The organism is Nonomuraea sp. JJY05 (assembly GCF_043496855.1).
Lineage (GTDB): Bacteria > Actinomycetota > Actinomycetes > Streptosporangiales > Streptosporangiaceae > Nonomuraea.
On sequence record NZ_JBIEIS010000006.1, the window covers coordinates 204,053 to 226,818 of the forward strand.

The 22,766-nt window shown below is 68.1% G+C and carries 20 protein-coding genes and 1 pseudogene; 8 read left to right on the forward strand and 13 right to left on the reverse strand.

Features of this window, described 5'->3' with window-relative positions:
• Positions 1 to 24: 24 nt before the first annotated feature.
• The 6 genes from ACFKCF_RS10545 to ACFKCF_RS10570 all read right to left on the reverse strand — a co-directional run bounded on the left by ACFKCF_RS10545 (position 25) and on the right by ACFKCF_RS10570 (position 6,085).
• Complete coding sequence (locus tag ACFKCF_RS10545) at positions 25 to 849, reverse strand: phosphotransferase enzyme family protein (protein WP_394492794.1); 825 nt, start codon at positions 847 to 849, stop codon at positions 25 to 27.
• 165 nt (positions 850 to 1,014) lie between these two features.
• Complete coding sequence (locus tag ACFKCF_RS10550) at positions 1,015 to 1,482, reverse strand: DUF6789 family protein (RefSeq protein WP_394492795.1); 468 nt, start codon at positions 1,480 to 1,482, stop codon at positions 1,015 to 1,017.
• A 31-nt stretch (positions 1,483 to 1,513) separates the two neighbouring features.
• Positions 1,514 to 2,353 (reverse strand): FRG domain-containing protein, encoded by an 840-nt coding sequence (locus tag ACFKCF_RS10555; protein WP_394492796.1) that lies wholly within the window; start codon positions 2,351 to 2,353, stop codon positions 1,514 to 1,516.
• Between the two features lie 248 nt (positions 2,354 to 2,601).
• Positions 2,602 to 3,201 carry a TetR/AcrR family transcriptional regulator gene (locus ACFKCF_RS10560; protein ID WP_394492797.1) on the reverse strand — a complete coding sequence of 200 codons (600 nt, stop codon included), beginning with the start codon at positions 3,199 to 3,201 and terminating at the stop codon, positions 2,602 to 2,604.
• Complete coding sequence (locus tag ACFKCF_RS10565) at positions 3,198 to 5,528, reverse strand: YhgE/Pip family protein (protein WP_394492798.1); 2,331 nt, start codon at positions 5,526 to 5,528, stop codon at positions 3,198 to 3,200. Before ACFKCF_RS10565 ends, ACFKCF_RS10560 begins: the two co-directional genes overlap by 4 nt.
• Entirely contained in the window at positions 5,525 to 6,085 is a 561-nt protein-coding gene (locus ACFKCF_RS10570; protein WP_394492799.1) for an ATP-binding cassette domain-containing protein, read from the reverse strand. Before ACFKCF_RS10570 ends, ACFKCF_RS10565 begins: the two co-directional genes overlap by 4 nt.
• 183 nt (positions 6,086 to 6,268) lie before the next feature.
• On the opposite strand from ACFKCF_RS10570, the gene ACFKCF_RS10575 reads away from it, so the two are divergent.
• Positions 6,269 to 6,763, forward strand: a complete 495-nt coding sequence (locus tag ACFKCF_RS10575; RefSeq protein WP_394492800.1) for a MarR family winged helix-turn-helix transcriptional regulator — start codon at positions 6,269 to 6,271, stop codon at positions 6,761 to 6,763.
• A gap of 81 nt (positions 6,764 to 6,844) precedes the next feature.
• A complete protein-coding gene (locus ACFKCF_RS10580; protein ID WP_394492801.1) occupies positions 6,845 to 7,672 on the forward strand; it encodes a DsbA family protein in 828 nt (275 codons plus the stop codon).
• A gap of 409 nt (positions 7,673 to 8,081) precedes the next feature.
• On the opposite strand, the gene ACFKCF_RS10585 is transcribed toward ACFKCF_RS10580, so the two are convergent.
• On the reverse strand, positions 8,082 to 8,960 hold the full coding sequence (locus ACFKCF_RS10585; protein WP_394492802.1) for a GNAT family N-acetyltransferase: 879 nt from the start codon (positions 8,958 to 8,960) through the stop codon (positions 8,082 to 8,084).
• Positions 8,961 to 9,445: 485 nt separating this feature from the next.
• Between ACFKCF_RS10585 and ACFKCF_RS10590 the strand changes: the two genes are divergently transcribed.
• A complete protein-coding gene (locus ACFKCF_RS10590) occupies positions 9,446 to 9,958 on the forward strand; it encodes a hypothetical protein (protein ID WP_394492803.1) in 513 nt (170 codons plus the stop codon).
• 981 nt (positions 9,959 to 10,939) lie between these two features.
• On the opposite strand, the gene ACFKCF_RS10595 is transcribed toward ACFKCF_RS10590, so the two are convergent.
• The 4 genes from ACFKCF_RS10595 to ACFKCF_RS10610 form a co-directional block, all read right to left on the reverse strand.
• Entirely contained in the window at positions 10,940 to 11,125 is a 186-nt protein-coding gene (locus ACFKCF_RS10595; protein ID WP_394492973.1) for a hypothetical protein, read from the reverse strand.
• Complete coding sequence (locus ACFKCF_RS10600; protein WP_394492804.1) at positions 11,049 to 11,306, reverse strand: hypothetical protein; 258 nt, start codon at positions 11,304 to 11,306, stop codon at positions 11,049 to 11,051. The genes ACFKCF_RS10595 and ACFKCF_RS10600 overlap by 77 nt, the downstream gene beginning before the upstream one ends.
• 61 nt (positions 11,307 to 11,367) lie before the next feature.
• The gene (locus tag ACFKCF_RS10605) at positions 11,368 to 12,576 is read right to left on the reverse strand and encodes an acyl-CoA dehydrogenase family protein (protein WP_394492805.1); all 1,209 of its coding nucleotides are present in this window, start codon (positions 12,574 to 12,576) and stop codon (positions 11,368 to 11,370) included.
• A 46-nt stretch (positions 12,577 to 12,622) separates the two neighbouring features.
• On the reverse strand, positions 12,623 to 13,825 hold the full coding sequence (locus ACFKCF_RS10610) for an MFS transporter (RefSeq protein ID WP_394492806.1): 1,203 nt from the start codon (positions 13,823 to 13,825) through the stop codon (positions 12,623 to 12,625).
• A gap of 86 nt (positions 13,826 to 13,911) precedes the next feature.
• On the opposite strand from ACFKCF_RS10610, the gene ACFKCF_RS10615 reads away from it, so the two are divergent.
• Positions 13,912 to 14,496: a TetR/AcrR family transcriptional regulator gene (locus ACFKCF_RS10615; RefSeq protein WP_394492807.1), complete on the forward strand. Its 585-nt coding sequence runs from the start codon at positions 13,912 to 13,914 to the stop codon at positions 14,494 to 14,496.
• 29 nt (positions 14,497 to 14,525) lie between these two features.
• Here ACFKCF_RS10615 and ACFKCF_RS10620 read toward each other — a convergent pair whose 3' ends face one another.
• Both ACFKCF_RS10620 and ACFKCF_RS10625 read right to left on the reverse strand, forming a co-directional pair.
• Positions 14,526 to 15,452 (reverse strand): glucosyl-3-phosphoglycerate synthase, encoded by a 927-nt coding sequence (locus ACFKCF_RS10620; RefSeq protein WP_394492808.1) that lies wholly within the window; start codon positions 15,450 to 15,452, stop codon positions 14,526 to 14,528.
• A 33-nt stretch (positions 15,453 to 15,485) separates the two neighbouring features.
• Positions 15,486 to 16,958, reverse strand: coding sequence for a helix-turn-helix domain-containing protein (locus ACFKCF_RS10625; RefSeq protein WP_394492809.1), 1,473 nt, complete (start codon positions 16,956 to 16,958; stop codon positions 15,486 to 15,488).
• A 246-nt stretch (positions 16,959 to 17,204) separates the two neighbouring features.
• Here ACFKCF_RS10625 and aceA point away from each other — a divergent pair, with 246 nt between their 5' ends.
• The 4 genes and pseudogenes from aceA to ACFKCF_RS10645 all read left to right on the forward strand — a co-directional run bounded on the left by aceA (position 17,205) and on the right by ACFKCF_RS10645 (position 22,716).
• Complete coding sequence (gene aceA / locus ACFKCF_RS10630; RefSeq protein ID WP_394492810.1) at positions 17,205 to 18,491, forward strand: isocitrate lyase; 1,287 nt, start codon at positions 17,205 to 17,207, stop codon at positions 18,489 to 18,491.
• 277 nt (positions 18,492 to 18,768) lie between these two features.
• Positions 18,769 to 19,617 carry a hypothetical protein gene (locus ACFKCF_RS10635; protein ID WP_394492811.1) on the forward strand — a complete coding sequence of 283 codons (849 nt, stop codon included), beginning with the start codon at positions 18,769 to 18,771 and terminating at the stop codon, positions 19,615 to 19,617.
• 274 nt (positions 19,618 to 19,891) lie between these two features.
• Positions 19,892 to 20,166: pseudogene (locus ACFKCF_RS10640) on the forward strand (IS630 family transposase); the annotation flags it as partial.
• A gap of 1,467 nt (positions 20,167 to 21,633) precedes the next feature.
• The gene (locus ACFKCF_RS10645; protein ID WP_394492812.1) at positions 21,634 to 22,716 is read left to right on the forward strand and encodes a hypothetical protein; all 1,083 of its coding nucleotides are present in this window, start codon (positions 21,634 to 21,636) and stop codon (positions 22,714 to 22,716) included.
• The last annotated feature ends 50 nt before the right edge of the window (positions 22,717 to 22,766 follow it).

Consider the following 22,766-nt stretch of genomic DNA (forward strand, 5'->3'; position numbering starts at 1 on the left):
CGATCTGGTATTCGCGGTGCCAGTTCAGCCATGGGCATCCAGCCCTTGGCGATCGAGCGCTGCTCGGATCTGGCCGAGCCACTCTGTGCCCAGCCGGCGCCCGTTCGGGAGTTGGTCACCCCGATCCCAGCGCCACGTTGTGATCATCGCCAGCACGAGGAGCCGGCACTCGCGCAGCAGGTCCTGATTGACACCCGGATAGTGCTCGCTGACTTCTTCGGGCGCATGGACGAGGTCGAATTCGACAGGCCCACGGCAACACGTCTCAAGGTCTATGAACAGCAGCCCTTTCTCCGTGGCGAGCAGGTTGCCCGGGTGCGGCTCGCCGTGCAACAGCTGCTCGGCGCCGCCGCGCTCGCCGATCGCCCGTCTCAGGTTTCGTAACGTGTCGCCGAGCAGCTCCCGGTCCGCGTCGGCGAGCGCCGGAGTGTGGTCGCGGTTCGCCACGAGTCGTTGAGCCTGCTCGACCCGATCCGTGAAGTGCGGCGTCGGGACATCGAGCGTGCGCATGCCGGCATGCAGCCGGCCGAGCGCATCGGCGTAGTCGGCGGGTGAGACCTGTCCAGGTGTCACGGGTTCGTAGTAGGTCCACAGCGTGACCGCGAATCCATCACGCTCATGGACGCGTGGCTCCACTCGAGGCTCGAGAACGGCCACGGGGCACCCGGCTGCGGCGAGCCGCTGAGCAAGGTCGACTTCGAACTGTGCGACCTGATGCGCTACAGGTGCCACCCGTGCCAGGACGTCACACGGCAGCAGACGCAGAGTGAGCTTGTTCGAGTCATGAAGAACGATCGCGTCGTCGGCTGTCAGGTCAAGTGATGAGGCGATCGACATGGCCGCGGCCACCGCACGCCGGACCTCTGACGCTTGCATCGTCGTTCGGCCCCTCTCCCTTGAGCGCTGCCGTCACTCTCCAAGCGGTGCAACCTGGGCACCATACCAAGGTGTCGGTTGAGAGCCGCGGTGGTGCGCCGGGCAGGAGACAAGAAGGCCTTCGGCTCGGACAGGACGTCACAGCTGTCCCGCTCGAGAGTGCCGGGTGTTGAGCCGGTTCAGCGTCAGGGCGAGCACTGTCCCGTACACGACATGCCCGGCGGCCATCACGGCCGGACGCCCCGGCCGGTCCTCCGAGATCGGCGGAAGGATGTCGAGACTCGGGATCCAGCCCTCATAACTGGAGATCCAGATCGTCAGCGCGTAACCGACGCCCAAGGGGGCCGGCGTCCGGCGTCCCCTCGTCATCAGGCCGAACAGGGCACCCGCCGTGACGCCGAAGCCCAGATGAGCCAGCGCTCCGAGCGCACCCTCGCCAGGCTTGCGCCGGCGTTTGTGACCCGGTAACGCCGCTCGGACGATGTGTTTGGGCGGTTGGCCCCTCATCAATCCCGCGCGGCTCCCGGCGAGCATCACGACACTCATCGCCGCGGTGGCGACGGCACCTCCCAGGGCGCCTCGCATGACGTTACGAACCATGAACATCCGTTGCCCTCGATGCCGATCGAGAAACAGCTCACTCCGCCATGGTGGCGCCGCCGTCGGCCTCGCCGTACCGGATCGAGCCGGGAGAGTAGTAGCGCCGCAGCCAGTCCGCGAGCCCGTCGAGCCCGGGGAGCAGCACCCGCTCGGTGATGTTCGCCTGATCGAGGCGCTGCCTGATCTCCGCCTTCACCTCGGCTGGCACCACCCATCCGCGCCACAGGCACGGATGCTCCTGCAGCCACTGCTCCAGCTGGTACGTCGGGTCGGAGAACACCGACAGCACCGAAGACTGATTGACGACGCGCTCGTCCAACGACGGCGGCTCGAAGAACGCCAGGAACGGCTCCTCCCCGCCCAACCGGTCGAAGCCCACGAGATCGGGCGCAGATTTGGCGAGCATCTCCGTGGTGAACAGGAGCGCTCCCTCATCTTCGAGGCCCCGGCGCAGCGACTCGGGCAGCAGCCGGTGCACTCCCTCGCAGTCCACCGCGAGCAGCACGGCGTCCTCCTCGGGCCATGACGCGGTCGCGAAGTGCAGGGCCACGAGCGGGGAGAAGGTCCAGTCCAGCAGCCGGGTGGGCAGGCCGTGGTGCTGGCCCAGCGCCAGCCAGTCCCAGATCGTCGGACCCGGCTCCTGCCGGTGCGCGTACTTGCGGAAGTTACGGATCAGATGGGCTTCGAGGGCGGCGTAGTCGCCTCTCAGCCGGGCCAGGCCGGACATGTGCGAGTACGTCCTGCGGGCCAGGCCGCGGAAGACCAGCGTGGAATGCGCGTGCGCCGGACCGTCGCGGCGACCGGCCTCGCTGATCGCGTCATCCAGCTCCCTCCAGGAGGACACCGTGACCACATCCACCCGGACCCGATGCCCCACGATCAGGCACTCCACACCTCACGAGGGGGAATCTCGGCCGTGTTGACGCAGGTCGCCGGTGACCACCACGGACTCTCTCCTCGGAGCGACATCGCCCTCCCTGGATCCGCCCGCCTGTCCGCGTGCGAAGCGTCATCGTGAGGCGGGCACGCCCGCCCTCGGACAGGCTACGCGCTTGTAGGTTCCATGACAGCCGTCGGCGGTGAGAAAGCGCGCGTTCGCGGTCAGGAGAGCCGGCCCTGCGGGGCTTACTTGACGCGGCCGTGCAGGAGTTCGGCCAGTGTCGCGTGAGTCCGCTCGAGCGGCCGGTCCGGATACAGGGCGCGGCGCTCGATGGCGACCGTCAGGACCATGCCGAACACGGCCGTCGCCGCCGTCTCCACGTCCAGGTCGGCCCGGACCTCGCCGTTCGCGGCGGCTCTGCGCAGCACGTTCGCGTAAACGCCGAGCGCGCCCTGCCGCAGCCGCGCCACCGTCTCCTGCCACGCCGTCCGCCACATCTCGGCCAGCAGCACCCGGGCGAAGGCCCCGTGCTCCTCGAAGAACCTGAGCTGGCCGAGCACCACCGAGTCGAGCGCGTCCAGCGCGCTCTCCCCGGTGTCGGCGGCGGCCAGCGCCTCGGCGAGCAGGTTGATCGAGTGCTCAAGCAGCGCCTCGAACAGCCCCTCCTTGCTGCCGAAGTTGTAGAACACGGTGCCCTTGGCCACCCCGGCCCGCTCGGCGATGGCGTCGACCGTGGTGGCGGCGTACCCATGCTCGGCGATCAGCTCCACGGCCGCCCTGAACACCTTCTGCCGGGTGTCCTGCCTGTTCCCGCGCCTGGCGGTGCGCTCGTTGCGTTCGCTCACAGCGCCAGCTCCGGGTGCAGGCGTTTGACGGACCAGGTGCGGCCGCGCTCCACGGCGAGCGTGGTGAGCGCGAGCCCGAGTACGAGGAAAGCCGACAGCACGCCGCAAGCCTGCCACACCACGGTGGGATCGCCACCGCTGATCAGCCTGCGCAGCGCCGACACCACCCAGCTCATCGGCAGCCACGGGGAGATCGTCTGGAAGAACCCTGGCGACGTCTCGATGGGATACGTCCCGGCCGCCGAGGTGAGCTGCAGCATCAGCAGCGCCAGCGCGGCGACCCGGCCGGGCGGGCCGAGCAGCGCGTTCACGGCCTGCACGACCGCCATGAACGCGGCGGTCGCCAGCAGCAGCAGCCCGGCGAGCCCGGCCCAGTGCGCGGCCTCCAGCCCGAGCCCGAACCGCAGGACCGCCACCAGCACGCCCACCTGCGCCGTCCCGAGCGCCGCCGCCGGCAGCCAGCCCGCCAGCGCGATCCGCACCGCGCCCGTCGTGCCCGCCAGCCGCCGCTGGTTCAGCGGCTTCAGCACCATGTACGCGATCATCGCCCCGACCCAGAGCGCCAGTGGCAGGAAGAACGGCGCGAAGCCGGTGCCGTAGTTGGGCACCTCGTTGTCGACGGTCTTGGCCAGCCGCACCGGGTCGCTCATCACGTCCGCGCGGTCGTCGCGCTGCTTGCCGTCGTAGTCGGGTATCCGGGCGGCGCCGTCGCCGAGCCCGCCTGCCAGCTGCTTCGATCCCTCGGCGAGCTTGGTCGCGCCCTTGTCCGCCTGGCCCGCGCCGTCGTGGAGCCGGTCCACGCCCGTGCTCAGCTCGCTCGCGCCGTCGCTCAGCCTGACCAGCCCGCCGCCCAGGCGTCCGATGCCGTTCGTGACCTGGCGGGAGCCGTCGGCCAGCTTGGTCGCGCCCTGGTAGATCCGGTCGGCGCCGGTCGCGGCCGTGCCCAGGCTCGAGTTCACCTTCGCGGCGCCGTCGGCCAGCTTGCCCAGGCCCGCGTCCAGGGCGTTGAACTGGTCTCTGGCCCGGTCCAGCCCGGACCCGAGCCGAGGCGCCACAGCCGCGATCTTGCGAGCCTGCTTCGCCAGCTCCCGCGCCTGGTTCCGCAGGTCGGCGGCGGCGTCGCTCCCGCTTCCCGCACCGCTGCCGGCGCCGGGCCGGGCGGCGTCCTGGGCCTGGTCCGCCTGGGTCGCGGCCCGTCGCGCGGCGGCTGCCGCGTTCCGCATCAGCTCGCGCACCTCGGGGTCGGCGTCCGCGCCGAGGCGGTCGATCGCGGCCTGCGCCTGCGAGCTCGCCTCCCTGGCGCTGTCGGCCGCGCTTCCCGCCTGGGCGTTCGCGAGGCGAGCGCTGTCGGCCGCCTGTGCCGCGCCGGTCGACGACCCGCCGCTGCCGGCGACCTTGTCCGCGGCGTCGGCGACCGCCTCGGCGGCCCGGGAGATCTTGGGGCCCCATTCGTCCAGTACGGGGACGTAGGTATCGGCGAGCTGGTTGACCGTGCGGGTCTGAGCGTGAACCTGCTGGTATGCCTCCTTCGCACCGGAACTGAGCGGAGACGTTCCTTGCGCGTGGAGCTTGTTCAGGCCGTCGCGCAGCTGCCCGATCGCCTGCTGTGCCTGCGTGAGGCCCTGCGTGACCTGGGCCGAGCCGTCACGCAACCTGCCCGTGGCGCTGTTGGCGGTGTTCAGGCCGGAGGAGAGCTGCCGGGCTCCGTTCTCGGCCGTGCCCAGGCCGCTGCTGAGCCGGGAGACGCCGTCGCCGAGCCGCACTGCGCCGTCGTGCAGCTTGTCCGCGCCTTCGGCGGCCTCCACCGTCTTGTCGTGGATGTCGCCGATCGAGACGAAGACGTTGTCGAAGTAGTCGTGGATCGCCGTGCGCTCGGCCGCCGCCCGTACCTCGTTGAAGACCGCGTCCGAGATGCTGCCCATGATGTAGCTGCGGCCCGTGTCCACGCGCAGCCCGAGCCGTGCCGGGCTCGGGGCGGCGGCGTCGTCGGCGGGTGAGGCCAGCTTGGCGCTGAAATCGGCGGGCACGGTCAGCGACAGGTAGAACGTGCCGTCCGCGACCCCGTCGGCCGCCTGCCTCGCGGTGGTCTCGTGCCAGCCGAACACGTCGCGCTTCACCAGCTCGCCCGCCAGGTCGCGGCCCGCGTGCAGGGTCTTGCTCCCTGCTTGAGCGGGTTGGTCCTCGACGACCAACGCGACCGGCACGCGGTCCAGATTGCCCTGCGGGTCCCAGAACGACCACAGGTACAGGCCCGCGTACAGGAGCGGCAGCACCACCACCGCCGCCAGCGCCGCCCTCGTCAGCCGCGACCGCAGCATGCCCTTCATGACAGCTCCACCAGCTGGTCGAAGCGGGCGGGCGGCGTCACGCACGAGGCCACCACCGCTCGGTCCAGGCTCCGCAGCAGCTCCCACAGCGCCTGCTGCCGCTCGACGGGCAGACCCGTGTCCACGTTGTCGGCGACGATCACCTGGGGTTCGTCGAGCAGCGCCAGCGCGAGGCCCAGCCGCACGTGCTGCTCGCGATCCAACGCCCGCACCAGCACCCGTTCCTGGCCCGCCAGCCCGACCCGGTCAAGAATCTCCTGGTACGGCCGGCGCCGCCGCTCCCGCAGGTGCTCCCCGACCGTCAGCGACCGGTCCAGATCCGTCACCCCGTCGATCAGCGCCGGCGCCACGGCCTTGCGGATGGCGCGGCGCCGGGCGTGCCCGGCGACGTTCAGGGCGCCTTTGGTGGGCTTCATCCGCCCGGCCAGCGTCAGCAGCAGGCTCGTCCGCCCGCTTCCCGCCGGACCCGCGACCACCGTGAGAGTGCCGGCCCCGGCCTTGAACGAGACCTCCGGGTACACCCCCTCGATCGCCAGCCCTTCCGCAACGATCACCACAACCACCCGCCTTTAAACTGACCAGTCAGTACAAAGATAGGGCCGGTCCGTACGGCCACGCTCAAGGAGAGGTGGTGGCGTTCGTCACCTTTTGCGGCTGGAGGAGGCGAGCGGGGACACCCGTCCCGCAGAGGACCCGTCAGCGACGCGGTAGGTTCCGGCGTGAGGAAAGGCGGTGGCGTCGTGGGTGGGCAGGAACGGATCTCGACGGCGAAGGAGGCGGCCGACCATGAGCTCATCCTGGCCTTCGGGCGGCTGCAGGGGGCTGCCAACCGGCTGGGTTACATCCTCGGCAGGGCGATCGAGGAGGAGTGCGGCATCAGCCATCTGATGTACGAGGTGCTTCTCATCCTGGCGCGGGCGGGCGGCCCAGGGCTGTCGATGAGGACGATCAGCCGTGAGCAGGTGCTCACCACGGGCGGGGTGACGCGGCTGGTCGATCGGATGGAGGCGGCCGGCCTGGTGGAGCGCACGGGCGATCCCGACGATCGGCGCGGCCGGCTGGTACGGCTGACGCCGCTCGGGGAGGAGACCGCGGTGCGCGCGTCGGAGATCCATCTGGAGAACATCAAGCGCTATTTCCTCGAGCCGCTCCCGGCCGCCCATCGCGAGCGTTTCGCGGAGGACCTGCGACTGCTCAGCCACTCGGCCCGGGACATGCTTCCCCGCCTGCGCTGAGAGGAAATAACTGACAAGTCAGATACTGTTACCTCAGATGAATCGCTCGCGCAGGGCGGGCGCCACATCCCTGAGGTTCCCATGAGACTCGTTTACGTCTTCGACGCGTACTGCGGCTGGTCACACGGGTTCTCCCGCACCCTGCTGGAGATCACCGAAAGGCATCCCGACATCCCCGTGGAGGTCGTCTCCGGCGGCCTGTTCACCGGGGCCGGCCGGGTGCCGATCAGCAGGTTCGGCTACATCCAGGGCGCGAACGCCAAGATCAGCACACTGACCGGCGCGGAGTTCGGCGAGGGCTACGAGCGGCTGATCGCCGACGGCGCTTTCGTGATGGACTCCGAGGCCGCCGCGCGGGGCATGGCCGCCCTGCGTCAGACCGCCCCCGGCCGGGCGGCGGAACTGGCCGCGGCACTCCAGAACGCCTTCTACATCGACGGGCACAGCCTGTCCGAACCGGACACCTACCGGAGGGTCGCCGAGGCGGCCGGACTCGACGCCGACGCCGTCGCCGCCGACGTCGAGGCACCCGCGACGCGCGCCGCCGCCGAAGCCGACTTCCGGCGCGCGGCCCAGCTGGGCGTGGACGCCTACCCCACCCTGCTGGCCGCCCGACGAGCTGGCCAGGATCGTCACCGCGCTCCAGGATGCCGACCGCTGGACCGCCGCTCACCCGCGCGAGGCGGCCGCCCTGTTCGACGGCGACCTCGAGGCCTGGGAGCACGCGCTGCGCACCCGCCCCTGGGGGCTGCACCCGGTCAGCGAGGAGTTCGTCGCCGAGGAGCAGCACGCCGCCGATCTCTTCCACGCCAACGGGCTGATCCAGGAGAAGATCTCGGTCGCGGACGCCGTACTCCCCGAGATCGGCGAACTGGTGCTGCGGACCCGCTGAGCCCTCAAGCACCATGATTCGCCTGGGGCCACCGCAGCCGGCGAGCCTGGATCCCCTCAGCCGGGACCGGCCCGCCTGGAGCTCGACGCCGCCGGGCCCGCGACGCGGCGGCCCACCGCCCCGGACGCACCGGGCCTGCCCGCCGCGCCCGAGCGCGGCGCACCTCGACCTGCCCACGTCGGCCTGACGGCCGAGATCAGCGGGATGCGGCCAGGTACCGCGCGAGGTGGCCAGGTACCGCGCGAGGTGGTCGATCACCTCGCGCGCGTCGGCCTCGATGCCGTGGATGGACGTGGACCTGCGCCGCCGCAGCACGGGCAGCCCCAGGGCGTACAGTCCCGGGCCGTCGACGACACCGCCGTCATGGCCCAGCCGGCCCTTCTCATCGGCCACGGGCACGTCGAGCCAGCGGTGACCGGGCAGATCTCAGCGGACGAAGGTCACCGTGCGCACGAAGCCGCGGAAGCCCAGCGACTCATAGGTCCTGCGCGCCATCGGATGGCCGTCGTCGCCCCGGGGCGCCACGAAGGCCGACCGCGCGCCCAGCCGCCGCGCGGCGTGCAGGGCGGCGAGCGTAGCAGCGCTCGCCAGGCCCAGCCGACGGTGCGCCGGATCGGTACCCACGGGCTCCAGCAGCGCCGCCCCGTGCTCCTCATCCAGCCAGACCAGGCAGAAGGCCACCGGGGTGCCGTCCGGCGCCTCGACAAGCCAATCGAGCTCAGCGCGATAGGGCCAGGCCCCCATGACCTGGCGGTAACTCTCACCCGTGACCCGCGAGGGCGGCAGGCCCGGCAGCGAGAACGCGGCCCGATGCACCGCCGCCCTGGCCTCGGCATCCTGCTCGCCGCGCACAGCACGCAAGGTATGGCCGGCAGGGACCTTCGGCTCGGGCAGGGCATCGAGGTCGAGGCGCATGTGGGTGAAGAACACGCCGGACTCCTGCGCGCGGTATCCGTGCCGGCGCAGGACCTCTGCCAGGTCCGTCTCGGACTCCAGCAGCGTGACGTCGCGCTCCAGACCCTCGACTGCGCCTTCGAACCAGCGCAGAATCTCCTCCGCCAATTCGGGGTAGGCGGGGTCGAGCCGCAGGTCGAGAGTGCCGGGCCGCTGCGCCCACGCCCACGCGACGACCTGACCATCGTGCTCCCACAACGACGTAGGCCACTCCGGCTCCCTGCCGACGTGCTGAAAACGAGACCAAGCCAGGTCTCCGATGTGCCAACGACTCTCGGGCGACCAGAGCCGCCGTGTCAGGTCCTGCATCGCGCACAGGTCGCCGGGTCCTTCATAATCGCGCCGTTTCATCTGGCAAATCCTACTGACCTCAGACGATCAGTTCGGTCTCGAACGCGGCAATGCACACCTTGACGATTGGGTCGGTGGCCACCTCTCTTCTCCCGAATCGACATGGCCACACGACCACAGCCCGCTATGCGGGTTCCATCACCATTGGCGCCTGTCAGAGCAAATGCGAAGACCAGAGGTTAAAAGACAAGCTTGGAAGATGGCGTAGATCCGCGATACAGGAAAGACCCAATTTGGGCATTTTCTCCCGGAAACCACTCCTACCTGGAAAAACGCCTGCCATCAGTTGTGGTCATTTGTCATCACTAGCATCGACGCACAGAACTGAGGCCTCCCAATATGCAGCTTGGAAAAATGGCGGTCAGGGGCCGGACTGGAGTTGATCAAAGCAGGGCATGTCACGAATAAGCCCGCCCCGGCAAGGGAAGAGTTCCGATATCACTCAACAAACCACCCTACAAAAGGGGCTAGATAGGTGGGGAGGCATGCCAGAAATGGACATTGCTTCGATCATTACCGTGGTAAAGCAGGGCAAAACCGTCATCTCTAGCGAAGACTCGATGATCGTTGACGCGATACTTAGAGCAACCGATGAGAACAAGAAGGCCACCTTCTATGTCCCACGCGCACTGCACGAAGAGGTCATGATGCGCTACTGGACGCCCGAGCGCCTCAAGGAGACCGGAACCGAGCCCGTTTCCGACGAGGAGGCCAGGCAAATCAAGGCGGACTTCGACCTGGACATCAATGGATATTCAAATCGCATCGACTGTCCGAGGTGCGGACACATCTACGGAATGTATGAGTTTCTCAAACAGGGCATCGAGGAGCACGGGCGCGAAATCGTGGAAGGCATATTGGCGCTGAAAGATGCAGCCGTCATCCGCGTCAATCCAGTACAAACCCTCGTATGCCCTAATTGCAGTCTTCTCATACGCGGCCGACCGCACTATTATGGCCATTGCCAATACACCTGCTGCCGTGGCGGGCAGCTGTGACCGTTGCCGAAACGGCTGCACAGTGCAGAACATCACAGGATTCACCCACGTAAAGCTGCCACGTTACTTGAATGCGTAGAGTCTTCAGGCGTGGTATGCGGTACGGGCAAAGGGGTGAGTACACGCCTGCCGAGCAGGAACGGCGAGAACGTGTACGGCTGCAAGCGGCCGAGTGGTTCGAGGCCGGCGAGTCGACCAAAGACAGTCGCCGCACGGTTACGGGTGCACGAGCGGTCGGTGACCCGCCCGGCGCAAGGCCTGGCGCGAGGGCGGGACGCAGGCGCTGCGCTCGAAGGGGCCGGTGCCGGAGGAGAGGCTGTCGGCCCGGCGGTGGCGACGATTGGAGGCCGGAGTTGCGGCGCGGCCTCGTGAGCCTGATTTGAGAGGCGCGAATCCTGCGCGATCATCATCCTAAAAGTCCCCGAACGCGATGACTGCGAAGATTCGCGCCCCGCATCACCAGACGCCCGCGAGCCGGTAATGCTCGACGTCCTCGGCGTGGTCCGCACGGAACCGGCACCCGCCGCACACCGCACGGTCGGTCCACATGCCCAGGTTCGATCGCGCCGCACTGACGAACCCACGCCGACGTGTCCAGCGCGCTCGACCTCGACCTAGACACGTAGCCGGCCGACACGAGTCACCCGACATCCGTCACGCCGCAGATATCGCACCGGTAGAGCGTGCCCTGATCATCCTCGCCGAACTCGCTCCACAGGTGAGCGTTGCCCGCCAAGTCGTACGGGTCGCCCGAGCAGAACTTCCGTGAACCAGCGCCCCGGCTTAACTTGCCGGCCCGGCGGCCCGCGGACGTGACATGAGGCTTGGCGGGGTTAGGGACAGCAGGCGAAAGCATGGCATCTCCCAGGTGAAACGCTTCCCAAGCGGGGGGTGGGCATGTCCTTTCCCGGAAGAGACCCGCGAAACCGTCAATTTGCGACAGTGCTGGTCAATCCCCTCCCGGTACAGGTGGACTCATGATCAGCTGACGCGCTCGGAGCCCTGCTCGACGGCCGACGCCACCAATCGGGAAGGAGCTCTTTCCAGTTGATCCCGCGAATGCAGGTAGATCAGGGTCGTCTCGAACGACTCATGACCCAAGGCCTCCTGGATCTCGCGCGCCTCCGCGATCGACGCCCACGTGTGCCGCAGCGAACGGGGTCGGATGGGTGGGCGTGGAGCCCAGCGCCGCCTGGTGCGGCGTCACCTTGGGCGTGATCCCGGCCTGCCGGGCAATGCGCTGCACCAGCTCACACGCCCACACGCCGCGGCCGTACACCCTGCCCTGGGAGAAGCCCAGCGGGAAGCCGCGCACGTGGAAGCCTGCGCTGGTCGCTGCCAAGGTCATTCCGAAGCCGGTCAAGGCCAAGGGCCGGCGACGACGCCGCCCCATCCAACGTGCGAAGTTCTCAGCGAACCGGGAGGCCGGTGACCGCGCGGCCGATGATAAGGCGCTGGATCTCCGACGTGCCCTCGAAGATGGTGTAGATCTTGGCGTCCCGGTGGAAACGCTCCACCGGGTGCTCCCTGGTGTATCCGGCGCCGCCCAGGATCTGGATCGCCTGTTCCGTCACCCACACCGCCGTCTCCCCCGCCACCAGCTTCGACATCGAGCCCTCCGCCTGCGAGAACTGCCTGCCGTTGCGGGCCATCCAGGCGGCCCGCCAGGTCAGCAGGCGGGCCATGTCCACGCGGGTCGCCATCTCGGCGAGGAGGAAGGCGATCGCCTGGTTCTCGCCGATCTTGCGGCCGAACTGCTCGCGCTCGCGGGCGTAGTCCCTGGCGTACTCGAAGGCCGCGCGCGCGATGCCGACGGCCATGGCGGCGACCGACGGGCGGGTGGTCTCGAACGTGCGCATCGCCGCCTGCTCCCCCGCCCGCTCCCCGTTGCGTACGCGGGACAGCCGGGCGTCCAGCTTCTCCTTGCCGCCGAGCAGGCAGGAGCCCGGTACGCGGACGCCGTCCAGGATGACCTCGGCCGTGTGGGAGGCGCGGATCCCGTGCTTGCGGAATTTCTGGCCCATGGACAGCCCCGGGGTGCCGGGCGGGATGACGAAGGACGCCTGGCCCCGGGTGCCGAGTGAAGGGTCGACCGAGGCGACGACCACGTGGACGTTCGCGATGCCGCCGTTCGTGGCCCAGGTCTTGACGCCGTCCAGCACCCAGTCGCCGCCGTCCTGGACGGCGCGGGTGCGGATGGCGCCGACGTCGGAGCCGGCGTCGGGCTCGGAGGCGCAGAAGGCGCCCAGCTTGACGTCGTTCTCCGTGCCGAACATCTGCGGCAGCCACTCCCCCATCTGGTCGGGGGTGCCGTTCGCGGCGAGGGCGGCGGCGGCCAGGCCGGTGCCGACGATGGCCAGGCCGATGCCCGCGTCGCCCCAGAAGATCTCCTCGAACGCCACGGGCAGCGCGAGCCCGCTCTCCTCGAACCACTGGGTGGCGAAGAAGTCGAGGGAGTAGAGGCCGATCTTGGCCGCCTCCTGGATGACCGGCCAGGGGGTTTCCTCGCGTTCATCCCATTCGGCGCCCGCCGGGCGGATCACGTCGCGGGCGAACGCGTGCACCCAGTCGCGTACCTCGACCACGTCGTCGCTGGGCTCCGGGCAGAAGCCGGTCATGTGCGCACTCTCCTCGACCCGATGTTACCAGTGGTAACAGGACACCTTACCGGTCGGTAGCTACGCGATGGAATACCCCGGAGAGCAGTGCGGCGAGGGCCGCCAGCGCCATGCCGATCGCGAGGCCGTACAGGAGCGGGGTGAATCCCCCGAACGCGGCGGCCAGCTGCGGGCCGACGCTGCCGCCGACCGCGAGCGCGAAGGAGAACAGCGACAGCGCCGTCCCCCGCGCAGGTCCGGCACCGGCGGAGATCGCCTCGTTCAGGCTGGGCAGGCCGCCGGTGATGGCGGCGACGTAGACGGCCAGCAGCAGCACCAGCACGGCCGTACCGGTGAGGCCGACGGCGGCGAGGGCGAGGGCTCCGGCCGCCAGGAACGCCGCCGCCCTGATCGTCGCGTGGATCCGGGCCAGCCAGGGCATGAGCAGCGGCACCAGGACGATCGACGGGAGCCCGGCCGCGCGGAGGGCGAGGAGTTCGGAGGACGAGCTCACGCCGTAGATCTGCAGACCGGTGTAAACGGCCACGAAGCCCGCCATCAGCATGATCGTGGCCAGGTAACGGAGGCTGAGAACGCGGTGGAACAGCAGGCCCGGCACTGCACGGTAGACCGACAGCGGCGAGCCGCCGCCCTCCCGCGGCAGATCGGGCAGTGCGACGGCCCGCACGCCCAGGAACGCCAGCACGAACCCGGCCGCCGACAGCAGGAACAGCCCGCGCCAGCCGATCACGTCCACCAGTAGCTGAGCGGCGACCTGGAGCAGCACGGCCGAGGCGAGGAACGCGCCGGTGATCGCCGCGATGGCGCCCACGCGGCGGCGCGGCTCGACCCGTTCCGCCAGGTACGCCAGGGCCGCGGGCGGGAACATCGCCACCGCCAGCCCCTGCACCGCCCGCAACGCCAGCGCCACTTCGGGGTTCGGGCTCAACGCCACCGCCGCCGAGGTGAGCGCGGCCAGGGGCAGTCCGATCATCAGCAGCCTGCGGCGCCCGTACCGGTCGGACAGCGGACCGAAGATCAGGAAACCGGCTCCGTACCCGATGCCGAACGCGGTCACCAGCCAGGTCAGCCCGCCGGCCGAGGCGCCCCACCCGGTGGCCATGTCGTGCAGGAGCGGGATCACGATGTACAGCTGGCCGCTGACCAGCACGGCGGTGAGGGTGAAGGCCGCCAGCGTGCGCCCGAACGGCAACCGGGCCGGCGAGGTCGCCGCGAGGTGGTGCGGCGCGGGGGAAAAGGTGGTCGTCATGTGTCGGGACGGTAGCCAACCAACTAGTTGGATATCAACAGTTTGGTTGGATTACAACCAACCAGTTGGTGGCTATCATGGGCGGCATGGCACCCAAGGTCTCGACCGCCGCCACGCGCGCCGCCCTGCTGGAGGCCGCGCGGGAGGAGTTCGCCGCGTACGGCGTGGCGGGCGCCCGCGTGGATCGCATCGCCGAGCGCGCCGGCGTCAACAAAGAGCGCATCTACGGACATTTCGGCAGCAAGGAGAAGCTGTTCGACGAGGTCATCAAGGAGGCGCTCGACGACCTGACGACGCAGATCGCCCTCCCGGGCGCCGATCCCGCCGATTACGTGGCCCGGCTGACGGACTACTACCACTCACATCCCGAGCTGGTGCGGCTGCTGATGTGGGAGGCGCTCAACTACCGGGACCAGGAGAGGCTGCCGGCCGGGCAGGAGGTGCGGGTGGAGCGCTGCCGCCGCAAGACGGCCTCGCTGGCGGAGGGCCTGGGTGTGGAGCCGTCGCCGGAGGTGGCCCGGATGGTGTTCATGATGACCGGGCTGGCGCTGTTCCCCTCGATGATGCGCCAGCTCGGGCGCATCATCCTGGGCGACGCGGCGGACGACCACGAGGCCATGCGCGACCAGATCGCCGCGTTCGTCGGGGCAGGCTTCAAGGAGTCACGGTGATCGTGACCAAGGAGCCACGGTGATCGTGTTCAAGGAGTCACGGTGATCATGGGTGGGCGCTCGCCTATCCCGATGTCGCGCAGCAGGATGTCGTGCCCGTCCAGCCCCCTCCGGAACTGTGCCAGCCGGACGGACGGCTCGTGGCGGGTCTCGATCTTGCCCTGACGCAGCAGGCGTGACCAGGCGGCCAGCATGATCTGGGACGCCATCCTCCCGAGCGCCTCGGTCGACTGCGGGGCGTGCTCGCGCGAGCCCAGGTCCACCTGGGCGAACGCGTCCAGCCCGGCCAGGTCGAGCAGGTCGATCAGCAGCCCCAGCTCCACGCCGTAACCGGTCAGGAACGGCACGCGTTCCAGGGCCGAGCGGCGGCCGGCGTACTCCCCGGCCAGGGGCTGGACGAAACCGGCCAGTTGCGGCCAGTGGAGGTTGATGAGCGGGCGGGCCACCAGCTCCGTGACGCGGCCGCCGCCGTTGGCGGTGCCGTGCAAGGGGCGGTCATAGCAACCCTTGGTGTAGACCACGCTGGGGTCCGCGAACAGCGGCCCGAGCAGGCCGAATACCAGAGAAGCGCGAAATTTCCGGATGTCGGCGTCCACGAACACCAGCACATCCCCCGAGGTCACGGCGAGGGACTTCCACAGTGCCTCGCCCTTGCCGTCCATCGGCTTGAGCTGCGGCAGGATCTCGTCCTGGGCGTGCACGCAGGCCCCCGCGCGGCGCGCCACCAGCGCCGTGTCGTCGGAGGAACGCGAGTCGATCACCACGATCTCGTCGACGAGCCCGTCCAGCTCACGCCGGATCACCCCGACGATCTGGCCCACGGTCTCCCCCTCGTCGCGGGCGGGCAGCACCACGCTCACCGTGGTCTCCCCCTTGGCGGCCTTCAGGTCGCGGAGCGGCCAGTCCGCGGCGGACGAAGTACGGTGCCGCAACCATCCTCGCACTTCAGGCAGCATGCGACCCCTCCCCCCGTATCCCCACACTTCAGATTATGCGGTGGTGGCGTGACGCTCCAGGAACGTGTACACGTCCGCCTCGTCCACCCCGGGGAACGACCCCGGCGGCAGCGCGGCCAGGACGTGGGAGTTGGCGCGGGCGGACGGCCAGGCGTAGCCCTCCCAGCGTTCGGACAGCTCAGCGGGCGGGCGGCGGCAGCAGTCGCCGTTGGGGCAGTTGGACTTGGTGCGGTTGGTGGTCTCACGGCCCCTGAACCAGCGCGACTCCTTGTACGGCACCCCCAGCGTGATGGCGAAGTCCCGCTCCCGCGACGGATCCACGTGCGCCACGCAGAAGTAGGTCCCGGTGGGCGAGTCGGAGTACTGGTAGTACACCGAGAACCGGTCGGGCGAGGCGAACACCTGCCGCCCCGACCACTGCAGGCACATCCGCTGCCCCTCGATGGCGCCCTGCTCGTCGGCCGGGAAGACGATGCCGTCGTTCTCGTACGCCTTGTAGATGGTGCCCCCGGCGTCGTTGCGCACGAAGTGGCAGACGAGACCCAGGTGGTGGGTGGCGAGGTTGGTGAAGCGGTGGGCGGCCATCTCGTACGACACCGCGAACACGTCCCGCAGGTCCTCCACCGACAGCGCCCGGTCGGCCTTGGCCTCCTGGAGGTAGAGCGCGGCGGCCTTCTCGGGGACGAGGACGGCGGCGGCGAAGTAGTTCGCCTCGGTGCGCTGGCGCAGGAAGTCGGCGAAGTCGCGGGGCTTGTCGTGGCCGAGCGCGAGATGGCCGAGCGTCTGCAGCAGGATGGTGCGCGGGGTGTGCATGCCGAGCTGCTCGTGCTTGACGTAGATGCGGCGGTTGCGGAGGTCGGTGATGGAACGTACGGATCTCGGCAGGTCCTGCGCGGTGTGCACGGTGTAGCCGAAGTGCGTGACCAGGCTCTGGATCATGCTCTGTGACAGCGCGCCCGTACGGTAGCCGACCGCGGCCAGCGCCTTGGCGGCGGCCTCCTCGATGTCCCCGAAGTAGTTGCCGACCTCCCGCTGCCTGCGCCGCAGCTCGGCGTTGGCGGCCCTGGCCTCCTCCGGGGTGGCGGTGCCGCGGGCCTGCCGGGCGCGCAGCTCGCCGTACAGGCCGAGGAGGTGTTCGAGCACGTCGTTCGGGACGCGGGCGGAGACCTTCAGCCGGGGCAGCCCGAGCCCGGCGTAGATGGGGTCGCGCTGCGCCTCCTCCAGCGCGATCTCCAGCTGGGCGCGGCGGTTGGGCGGCTGGCGGCGCAGCAGCTCCTCGATGGGCACGCCCAACGCGGCGGCCAGCCCCTTGAGCAGCGAGAGCTTGGGCTCGCGCTTGCCGTTCTCCAGCAGCGACAGCTGGCTGGGCGCTCTGCCGACGCGCGACCCCAGGTCGGAGAGGGTGAGGCCGCGCTGTTTGCGCAGGTGCCGGAGGCGCTGGCCGAACGCGATGAGGTCAAGCTCCTGCGTCAAAGACAGCGGTTCTTCACCTAGCAAGGGCGCCATGTCGGCATCTTAGACAGAAATTCGGCCCATTTTCTAGTCTCCTGAACAGGTCGGAGCCCGAGTGCCGTGTCGCTCGGATTGGTCTAGGCCAACGGGAAAACTATCGATTTCTTCACTGTTGAATACCCGCCAGTAATGCATGGTCTGGAAATTTTCGCCGTTCTTCTCGTCATCCATGACTATGGGCGGCCCCTCCCAGGGCACACACTCGGCTGTGAGCCCCAGGGGACGACAAGGGAGTGAACAATGATCGATCGCCTCAAGGGAGCTGCTGAGCAGCTGCAGGACGAATGGGACAACGACCCTCGCTGGGAGGGCGTCGAGCGCACCTACAGCGCCGAAGACGTGATCAGATTGCGCGGCAGTGTGCAGGAGGAGCACACGCTGGCCCGGCTCGGCGCCGGCCGGCTGTGGGACCTGCTGAACACCGAGGACTACGTCAACGCCCTCGGCGCGCTGACCGGTAACCAGGCCGTCCAGCAGGTGAAGGCGGGACTGAAGGCGATCTACCTGTCCGGCTGGCAGGTCGCCGCGGACGCGAACCTGGGCGGGCAGACGTACCCGGACCAGAGCCTGTACCCGGCCAACTCCGTGCCCGCCGTCGTGCGCCGCATCAACAACGCGCTGCTGCGCGCCGACCAGATCACCTGGTCGGAGGGCGACACCGACGCCCCGCACTGGCTCGCGCCGATCGTGGCGGACGCCGAGGCCGGGTTCGGCGGGGTGCTGAACGCGTTCGAGCTGATGAAGGGCATGATCGCGGCCGGCGCCGCGGGCGTGCACTGGGAGGACCAGCTCGCCTCCGAGAAGAAGTGCGGCCACCTGGGCGGCAAGGTGCTCATCCCGACCGGCCAGCACATCAAGACCCTGACCGCCGCCCGCCTCGCCGCGGACGTCGCCGGAGTCCCCTCGCTGATCATCGCGCGGACCGACGCACAGGCCGCGACGCTCCTGACCAGCGACGTGGACCCGCGCGACCAGGCGTTCACCACCGGCGAGCGCACGCCCGAGGGCTTCTACCGGGTCAGGAACGGGCTGGGGGCGTGCATCGCCCGCGGCCTGGCGTACGCGCCGTACTCGGACCTGCTCTGGATGGAGACCAGCACGCCCGACCTGGACGTGGCCCGCGAGTTCGCCGAGGCCATCAAGGCGGCGTACCCGGACAAGATGCTCGCCTACAACTGCTCACCGTCGTTCAACTGGAAGCAGCACCTGGACGACTCCACCATCGCCAAGTTCCAGCGGGAGCTGGGACACATGGGGTACAAGTTCCAGTTCATCACGCTCGCCGGGTTCCACTCGCTGAACTACGGCATGTTCGACCTGGCCCAGGGGTACGCCACGGACGGCATGACGGCGTACGTGGAGCTGCAGGAGGCCGAGTTCGCCGCCGAATCGCGCGGTTACACCGCGACGCGGCACCAGCGCGAGGTCGGCACCGGCTACTTCGACCTGGTCAGCACGGCCGTGGCGCCTGACTCCTCGACGACCGCGCTGCGGGGGTCGACGGAGGAGGAGCAGTTCGCCCACTGATCTCGCCGGACCGCCCTCCGGGCATGCGGCGGTTCCCCGGCGAAACGGGCCGCGCCAGTCTCCCCCAGCACTGGCGCGGCCCACTTCCGTGCGCGCCACCCCCCGGCCGGCGCGGCGAAGCCCCGTAGGCACCACTACGCCAGGGCGCCGCCGTACCCCAGCGACCCACCCGAGATAGGGATGGGCATCGCGTGGTCACACCCGCCGGTCCACGGCCGGACGTAGCCCGACACACCGGTTGTGGACACCATACTTACCGGTCGGTATCTTCTCCAGCATGACGCTGGAACGCCGGACCTGGCGCACTCTGGAGCCGTTGCACGGCATGATCTATTTCTCTCCCGAGGCGAGCGCCGCCTACGAGAGCCTCGGGCTGAGCGGCCGGATGGGCTACTTCGCCTCCCGAGCCGCCGCCCTCGGTCCGGTGCCCGCCGAAACGGTGATCGCGACCTTCTACAACTTCAACCCTGATCTGGTACGGCAGGCGATCCCGGCCGCCTGGCAGATCGCCTCGCCGTCCGACATCCTGGCCGCCCGGCTCGAATCGGCCGACGCCACGCTGCGCCGCGTGCTGGGCGATGCCGTGGACTCCCCGGAGATGTCGCGGGCGGCAGCGCTGGCCCGCCGGGCGGCGGAAGCCGTGGCGGACGAGCTCAGCGGGCGGCCTCTGTACGCCGCGCACACGGCACTGCCCTGGCCCGAGGCTCCCCACCTGGTGCTCTGGCACGCCCAGAGCCTGCTGCGCGAGTATCGCGGCGACGGCCATCTCGCCGCCCTCCTCACCGCCGGCCTGAGCGGCATCGAAGCCCTGGTCACCCACGCGGCCACCGGCGCTGTGACGTCCGAGGTGCTCCGAAGCACGCGAGGCTGGCCCGAGGCCGACTGGACTGCCGCCGTACAGAGGCTGGAGGAGCGCGGCTGGCTCTTCGAGGGAGCTCTCACCGAGCAAGGCCGCAAGTGGCGTGAGGAGATCGAGGAGGCGACGGACCGGATGGGGATGGCACCGTACACCGCGCTCGGCGCCGCAGGCTGCGAGGAGCTGCGCTCTCTCGCCCGACCGTGGAGCAAGATCGTCGTCGCCGAGCTGATGCCCTGGGCCGCAGGTCGCCAGCCGGAGCTCACCTGAGGTCACCTGAGGTCACCTGAAGTCACGGCGCGACGGCCTGCTGGTCCGGTCCCGAAGTGACGTCCTGATGGGCGGCTCGGCCGTCGTCGAGCATCCCGAGCGCCGGACGAGGGTCCGTGTTGAGCCGCGGGTTCTGCTGGAGGTGCTCTACCTGCTCGGGCGTCAGCTCCCGTACGAGCGGGATGCCATCGACCTTCACGATCAGAATGTTGCTGAACGCCGGCAGCGCGTTCTGGTTGCCCTCCAGAGCCGCCGGCAGAGAGGCGATGGCCCCAAGAAGAACAAGGCCGAGTTGCTGTTCACGCCGACACACGGCCTCCTGGGCCAACCCGATCAAGGCGCACTTCGGCCCCTTGCGCCAGTTCACCCTGGCCAACTCCGACCATCCCAACCACACTGTCCAGACTCGGGCCCTGCACGCCTACCTGCGCTGGCGCAACGCTCACGCCCGCCATCCCGACGTGCTGGCCGCCCAACGCCGCGAACGCGCCCGCATCCGCAGCGAGAAAGGCATCCGCAGGCGGACGGGCTGTGGCTCCCGCAGCCTGACCCTTCACCGACCCGGCGATCGTTTCCGATGACGGCACTGGTCGGGCACGAGGTCAAATCCCACATTCCGCATCGCGGGATTGCGACCATCTCGTCGCGGCGCCGCTTACACAGCGCCGGCCATGCGGCCTCAGCATGACCGGAGAAACCAAACAAGGGACGTGACAAACGGGAAACCGGCCTGCCCAGGGAATCACAGAAGCCCGCTGGCGCTTGTCGGCGGAGGTCTAGGGTGATTTGCCTAGCGTGCCTTTGACGACAAATTTGCTGACAAATTGGAGCAAAAAGATATTTCCTGCTCCGTCATCCACGCGCTGAAATGCAAGTAGGCCAGCAATTCTCACGCCAGAAAGGCAGCGCGATGGATGTACTCGCTCAGGTCTCCGGCAACGTCACCGCCATTGGCTACGGCCTAGCTGCCATAGGTCCCGGAATCAGGGTCGAGTTGCGTGGCGAGCTCAGCTCCCGGGAGCCCAGGGCCGAAGCGTTCTCGGTTGCTGAGACCCAGGCGGGTATGACGCTGGTAGCCGACGTTGAACGCGATGCCGGTTCGGAGGCTTCGAGCGTGTTGCGGAAGGCCCAAACCATGCTCTTGTATGGACCCTAACTCAATTAAGAAACCTGCAATCCGTCTGCAATCCCCCGACTTCAGCAGGGCACGTACGAAAAGAGATGCCTTGAACACCGCCTCTCACATGCATCTTTACACGCTTTGCCGAACAGGTCTTGCGTGGGGCTTGACAGTGGATTATCTTCTTCTCATCTGATTTAGATCATCCCGGCCGGGGGCCAAAGGTTATGAAAGTCGGGGTGGAGCGCAAGAATTCAGGCAGCGCCCTGGGCTTCAGGTATGCACCGATATGGGGAAGCCATGAGAGATAAGGGCAAGAAGCATGCGCATTGCATTCGGCGGTCCAGTCGGTTCTTCATGTTTAGTCGCGGCCCTATTGGTTTCAGGGTGTAGCGACAGGAGCTCGGATGATCATTTAAGCAAGGCCGGTTTGCTCGAGGAGCTTCAAAGGAATCCAGGCGTCCCGTTCGCGCTACCACGAACACTGCCTTCCGGATATAGGATTGTTTCAGCTGAGACCATCGTAAAGGATTTACGAAAAGACAGTCGCGCCACTGTTCGCCAAGTTCACTTTCAATCTGACGCCACAGCGGGCGGGAACACCCTGGTCGATGTATGCATAGAGGAACCGGAAAAACCCGACCAGTGCGGCCGGCCCAATAGCGAGGCCAGCTTTACGAGGGAGCTGCAGGGCGCCCATGTAGTTGTGAATCTATATGCCGCGGGACCGCAAGATGCGACCTCCTGGCGCGCCGCAGACTTTACGACAAAGGTATCTGAAGTGCCGTGGCTGAAGTAGCAACGGACGTTCACCACGCCTCTTCGACCTGTGTCGTCATCACCTCAAAGAACTTGCCATAATCCCGTGGCAAGAACCTCAACGAAAGGAACGTCGCATGCGCAAGGCTCAATTATTATTAGCGGCTCTCTTACTCGGTGCAGCCACAGTCGGGGCGGGCGTTGGGGCATCTGCTTCAGCTGCTTCAGCGCTGGCCGGCACAGAGGACAAGGGACCGCTCCTCGGGGAGCTCACATTCGACAGCAACCAGATCAAGACGATGGTTCGTGCCTCGCGAGAGAAAGACCGCAAAGCACGCACTCATGGCCTCTCCCGAGCCGAAGTGGACAGCCGCCAGGCGAAGCGCAGCAAGTTCATTCGTGAAACCGCGGCCGCAACGGGGAAAACCTACGCGTCTTCGGAGGTTGACCTGCTCGAACTAGGTCCGGACCTCCGGATGTACACTCCTCACGATGTCGAGATCAAGAAGATCAACATCAAGGCCTACAAGGACGGTTACGAGGCATACGTTGAGGACTCTCCGTACGTACCGGCCAACGAGCAGGAGCTCCTTGCGGCAGGGGACGTTTCTGTAGCAGCGGAACCCTACCCTCTTAGGACCGCCTCCGGGAATTTCCGGCTGGAGGTCGTCGACAAGACGCTCATGAACGCCACCTGGGAGCGATGGGTGGTTAAGAACGATGGCAACGGCAACTACAACTACTACGCAACCAAGCGGCGCGGCTACGTAGAGCCGATAGACCCTTGGACATCCCAGATACAATCGATGTACATGTCCAGCTATCCAGGCTCGGGCTATTCGGATGTCTTCCTCTGGAACGACGAGAACGTTCCCGGAGCCAGCTATGAAAACTGCGGTTCGGGATACAACCTCGGAGTATCGGCCGGACCCATCGCGGTGTTCAACATTACCATTCCTGGCACCTGCACCTACGTCAACGTCACACATCCGAACCCAGGCCGATACGCCATGTCGTATGAACCGGATGGCGACGCTCAATTCGACACCGGAGCTGCCGAATATGGGCAGTCCGTCGTCGTTCCCCAGGGCGCAGAGGTTCGATGGGGGTACACCCAGCAACTGGTGTCGTACACGCCGGGCGCTGGAAACACGATCTGTAAGTCCTCAGGGCAGCCAGCCGACGGCGGGGGTTCATCCACCTACTGCCCTTGGAACTAGTGGGAGCGGGCGCGATTCAATGGTGAGACATTCACCGGAGAATTGACGCA

Excerpts from the sequence above, each read along its gene's own strand:
- ACFKCF_RS10550 (WP_394492795.1), bottom strand. The coding sequence starts at position 1,482 with ATGTTCATGGTTCGTAACGTCATGCGAGGCGCCCTGGGAGGTGCCGTC.
- ACFKCF_RS10565 (WP_394492798.1), bottom strand. The coding sequence starts at position 5,528 with ATGAAGGGCATGCTGCGGTCGCGGCTGACGAGGGCGGCGCTGGCGGCG.
- ACFKCF_RS10580 (WP_394492801.1), top strand. The coding sequence starts at position 6,845 with ATGAGACTCGTTTACGTCTTCGACGCGTACTGCGGCTGGTCACACGGG.
- ACFKCF_RS10585 (WP_394492802.1), bottom strand. The coding sequence starts at position 8,960 with ATGAAACGGCGCGATTATGAAGGACCCGGCGACCTGTGCGCGATGCAG.
- ACFKCF_RS10590 (WP_394492803.1), top strand. The coding sequence starts at position 9,446 with ATGCCAGAAATGGACATTGCTTCGATCATTACCGTGGTAAAGCAGGGC.
- ACFKCF_RS10600 (WP_394492804.1), bottom strand. The coding sequence starts at position 11,306 with ATGACCTTGGCAGCGACCAGCGCAGGCTTCCACGTGCGCGGCTTCCCG.
- ACFKCF_RS10605 (WP_394492805.1), bottom strand. The coding sequence starts at position 12,576 with ATGACCGGCTTCTGCCCGGAGCCCAGCGACGACGTGGTCGAGGTACGC.
- ACFKCF_RS10610 (WP_394492806.1), bottom strand. The coding sequence starts at position 13,825 with ATGACGACCACCTTTTCCCCCGCGCCGCACCACCTCGCGGCGACCTCG.
- ACFKCF_RS10615 (WP_394492807.1), top strand. The coding sequence starts at position 13,912 with ATGGCACCCAAGGTCTCGACCGCCGCCACGCGCGCCGCCCTGCTGGAG.
- ACFKCF_RS10620 (WP_394492808.1), bottom strand. The coding sequence starts at position 15,452 with ATGCTGCCTGAAGTGCGAGGATGGTTGCGGCACCGTACTTCGTCCGCC.
- ACFKCF_RS10625 (WP_394492809.1), bottom strand. The coding sequence starts at position 16,958 with ATGGCGCCCTTGCTAGGTGAAGAACCGCTGTCTTTGACGCAGGAGCTT.
- aceA (WP_394492810.1), top strand. The coding sequence starts at position 17,205 with ATGATCGATCGCCTCAAGGGAGCTGCTGAGCAGCTGCAGGACGAATGG.
- ACFKCF_RS10635 (WP_394492811.1), top strand. The coding sequence starts at position 18,769 with ATGACGCTGGAACGCCGGACCTGGCGCACTCTGGAGCCGTTGCACGGC.
- ACFKCF_RS10645 (WP_394492812.1), top strand. The coding sequence starts at position 21,634 with ATGCGCAAGGCTCAATTATTATTAGCGGCTCTCTTACTCGGTGCAGCC.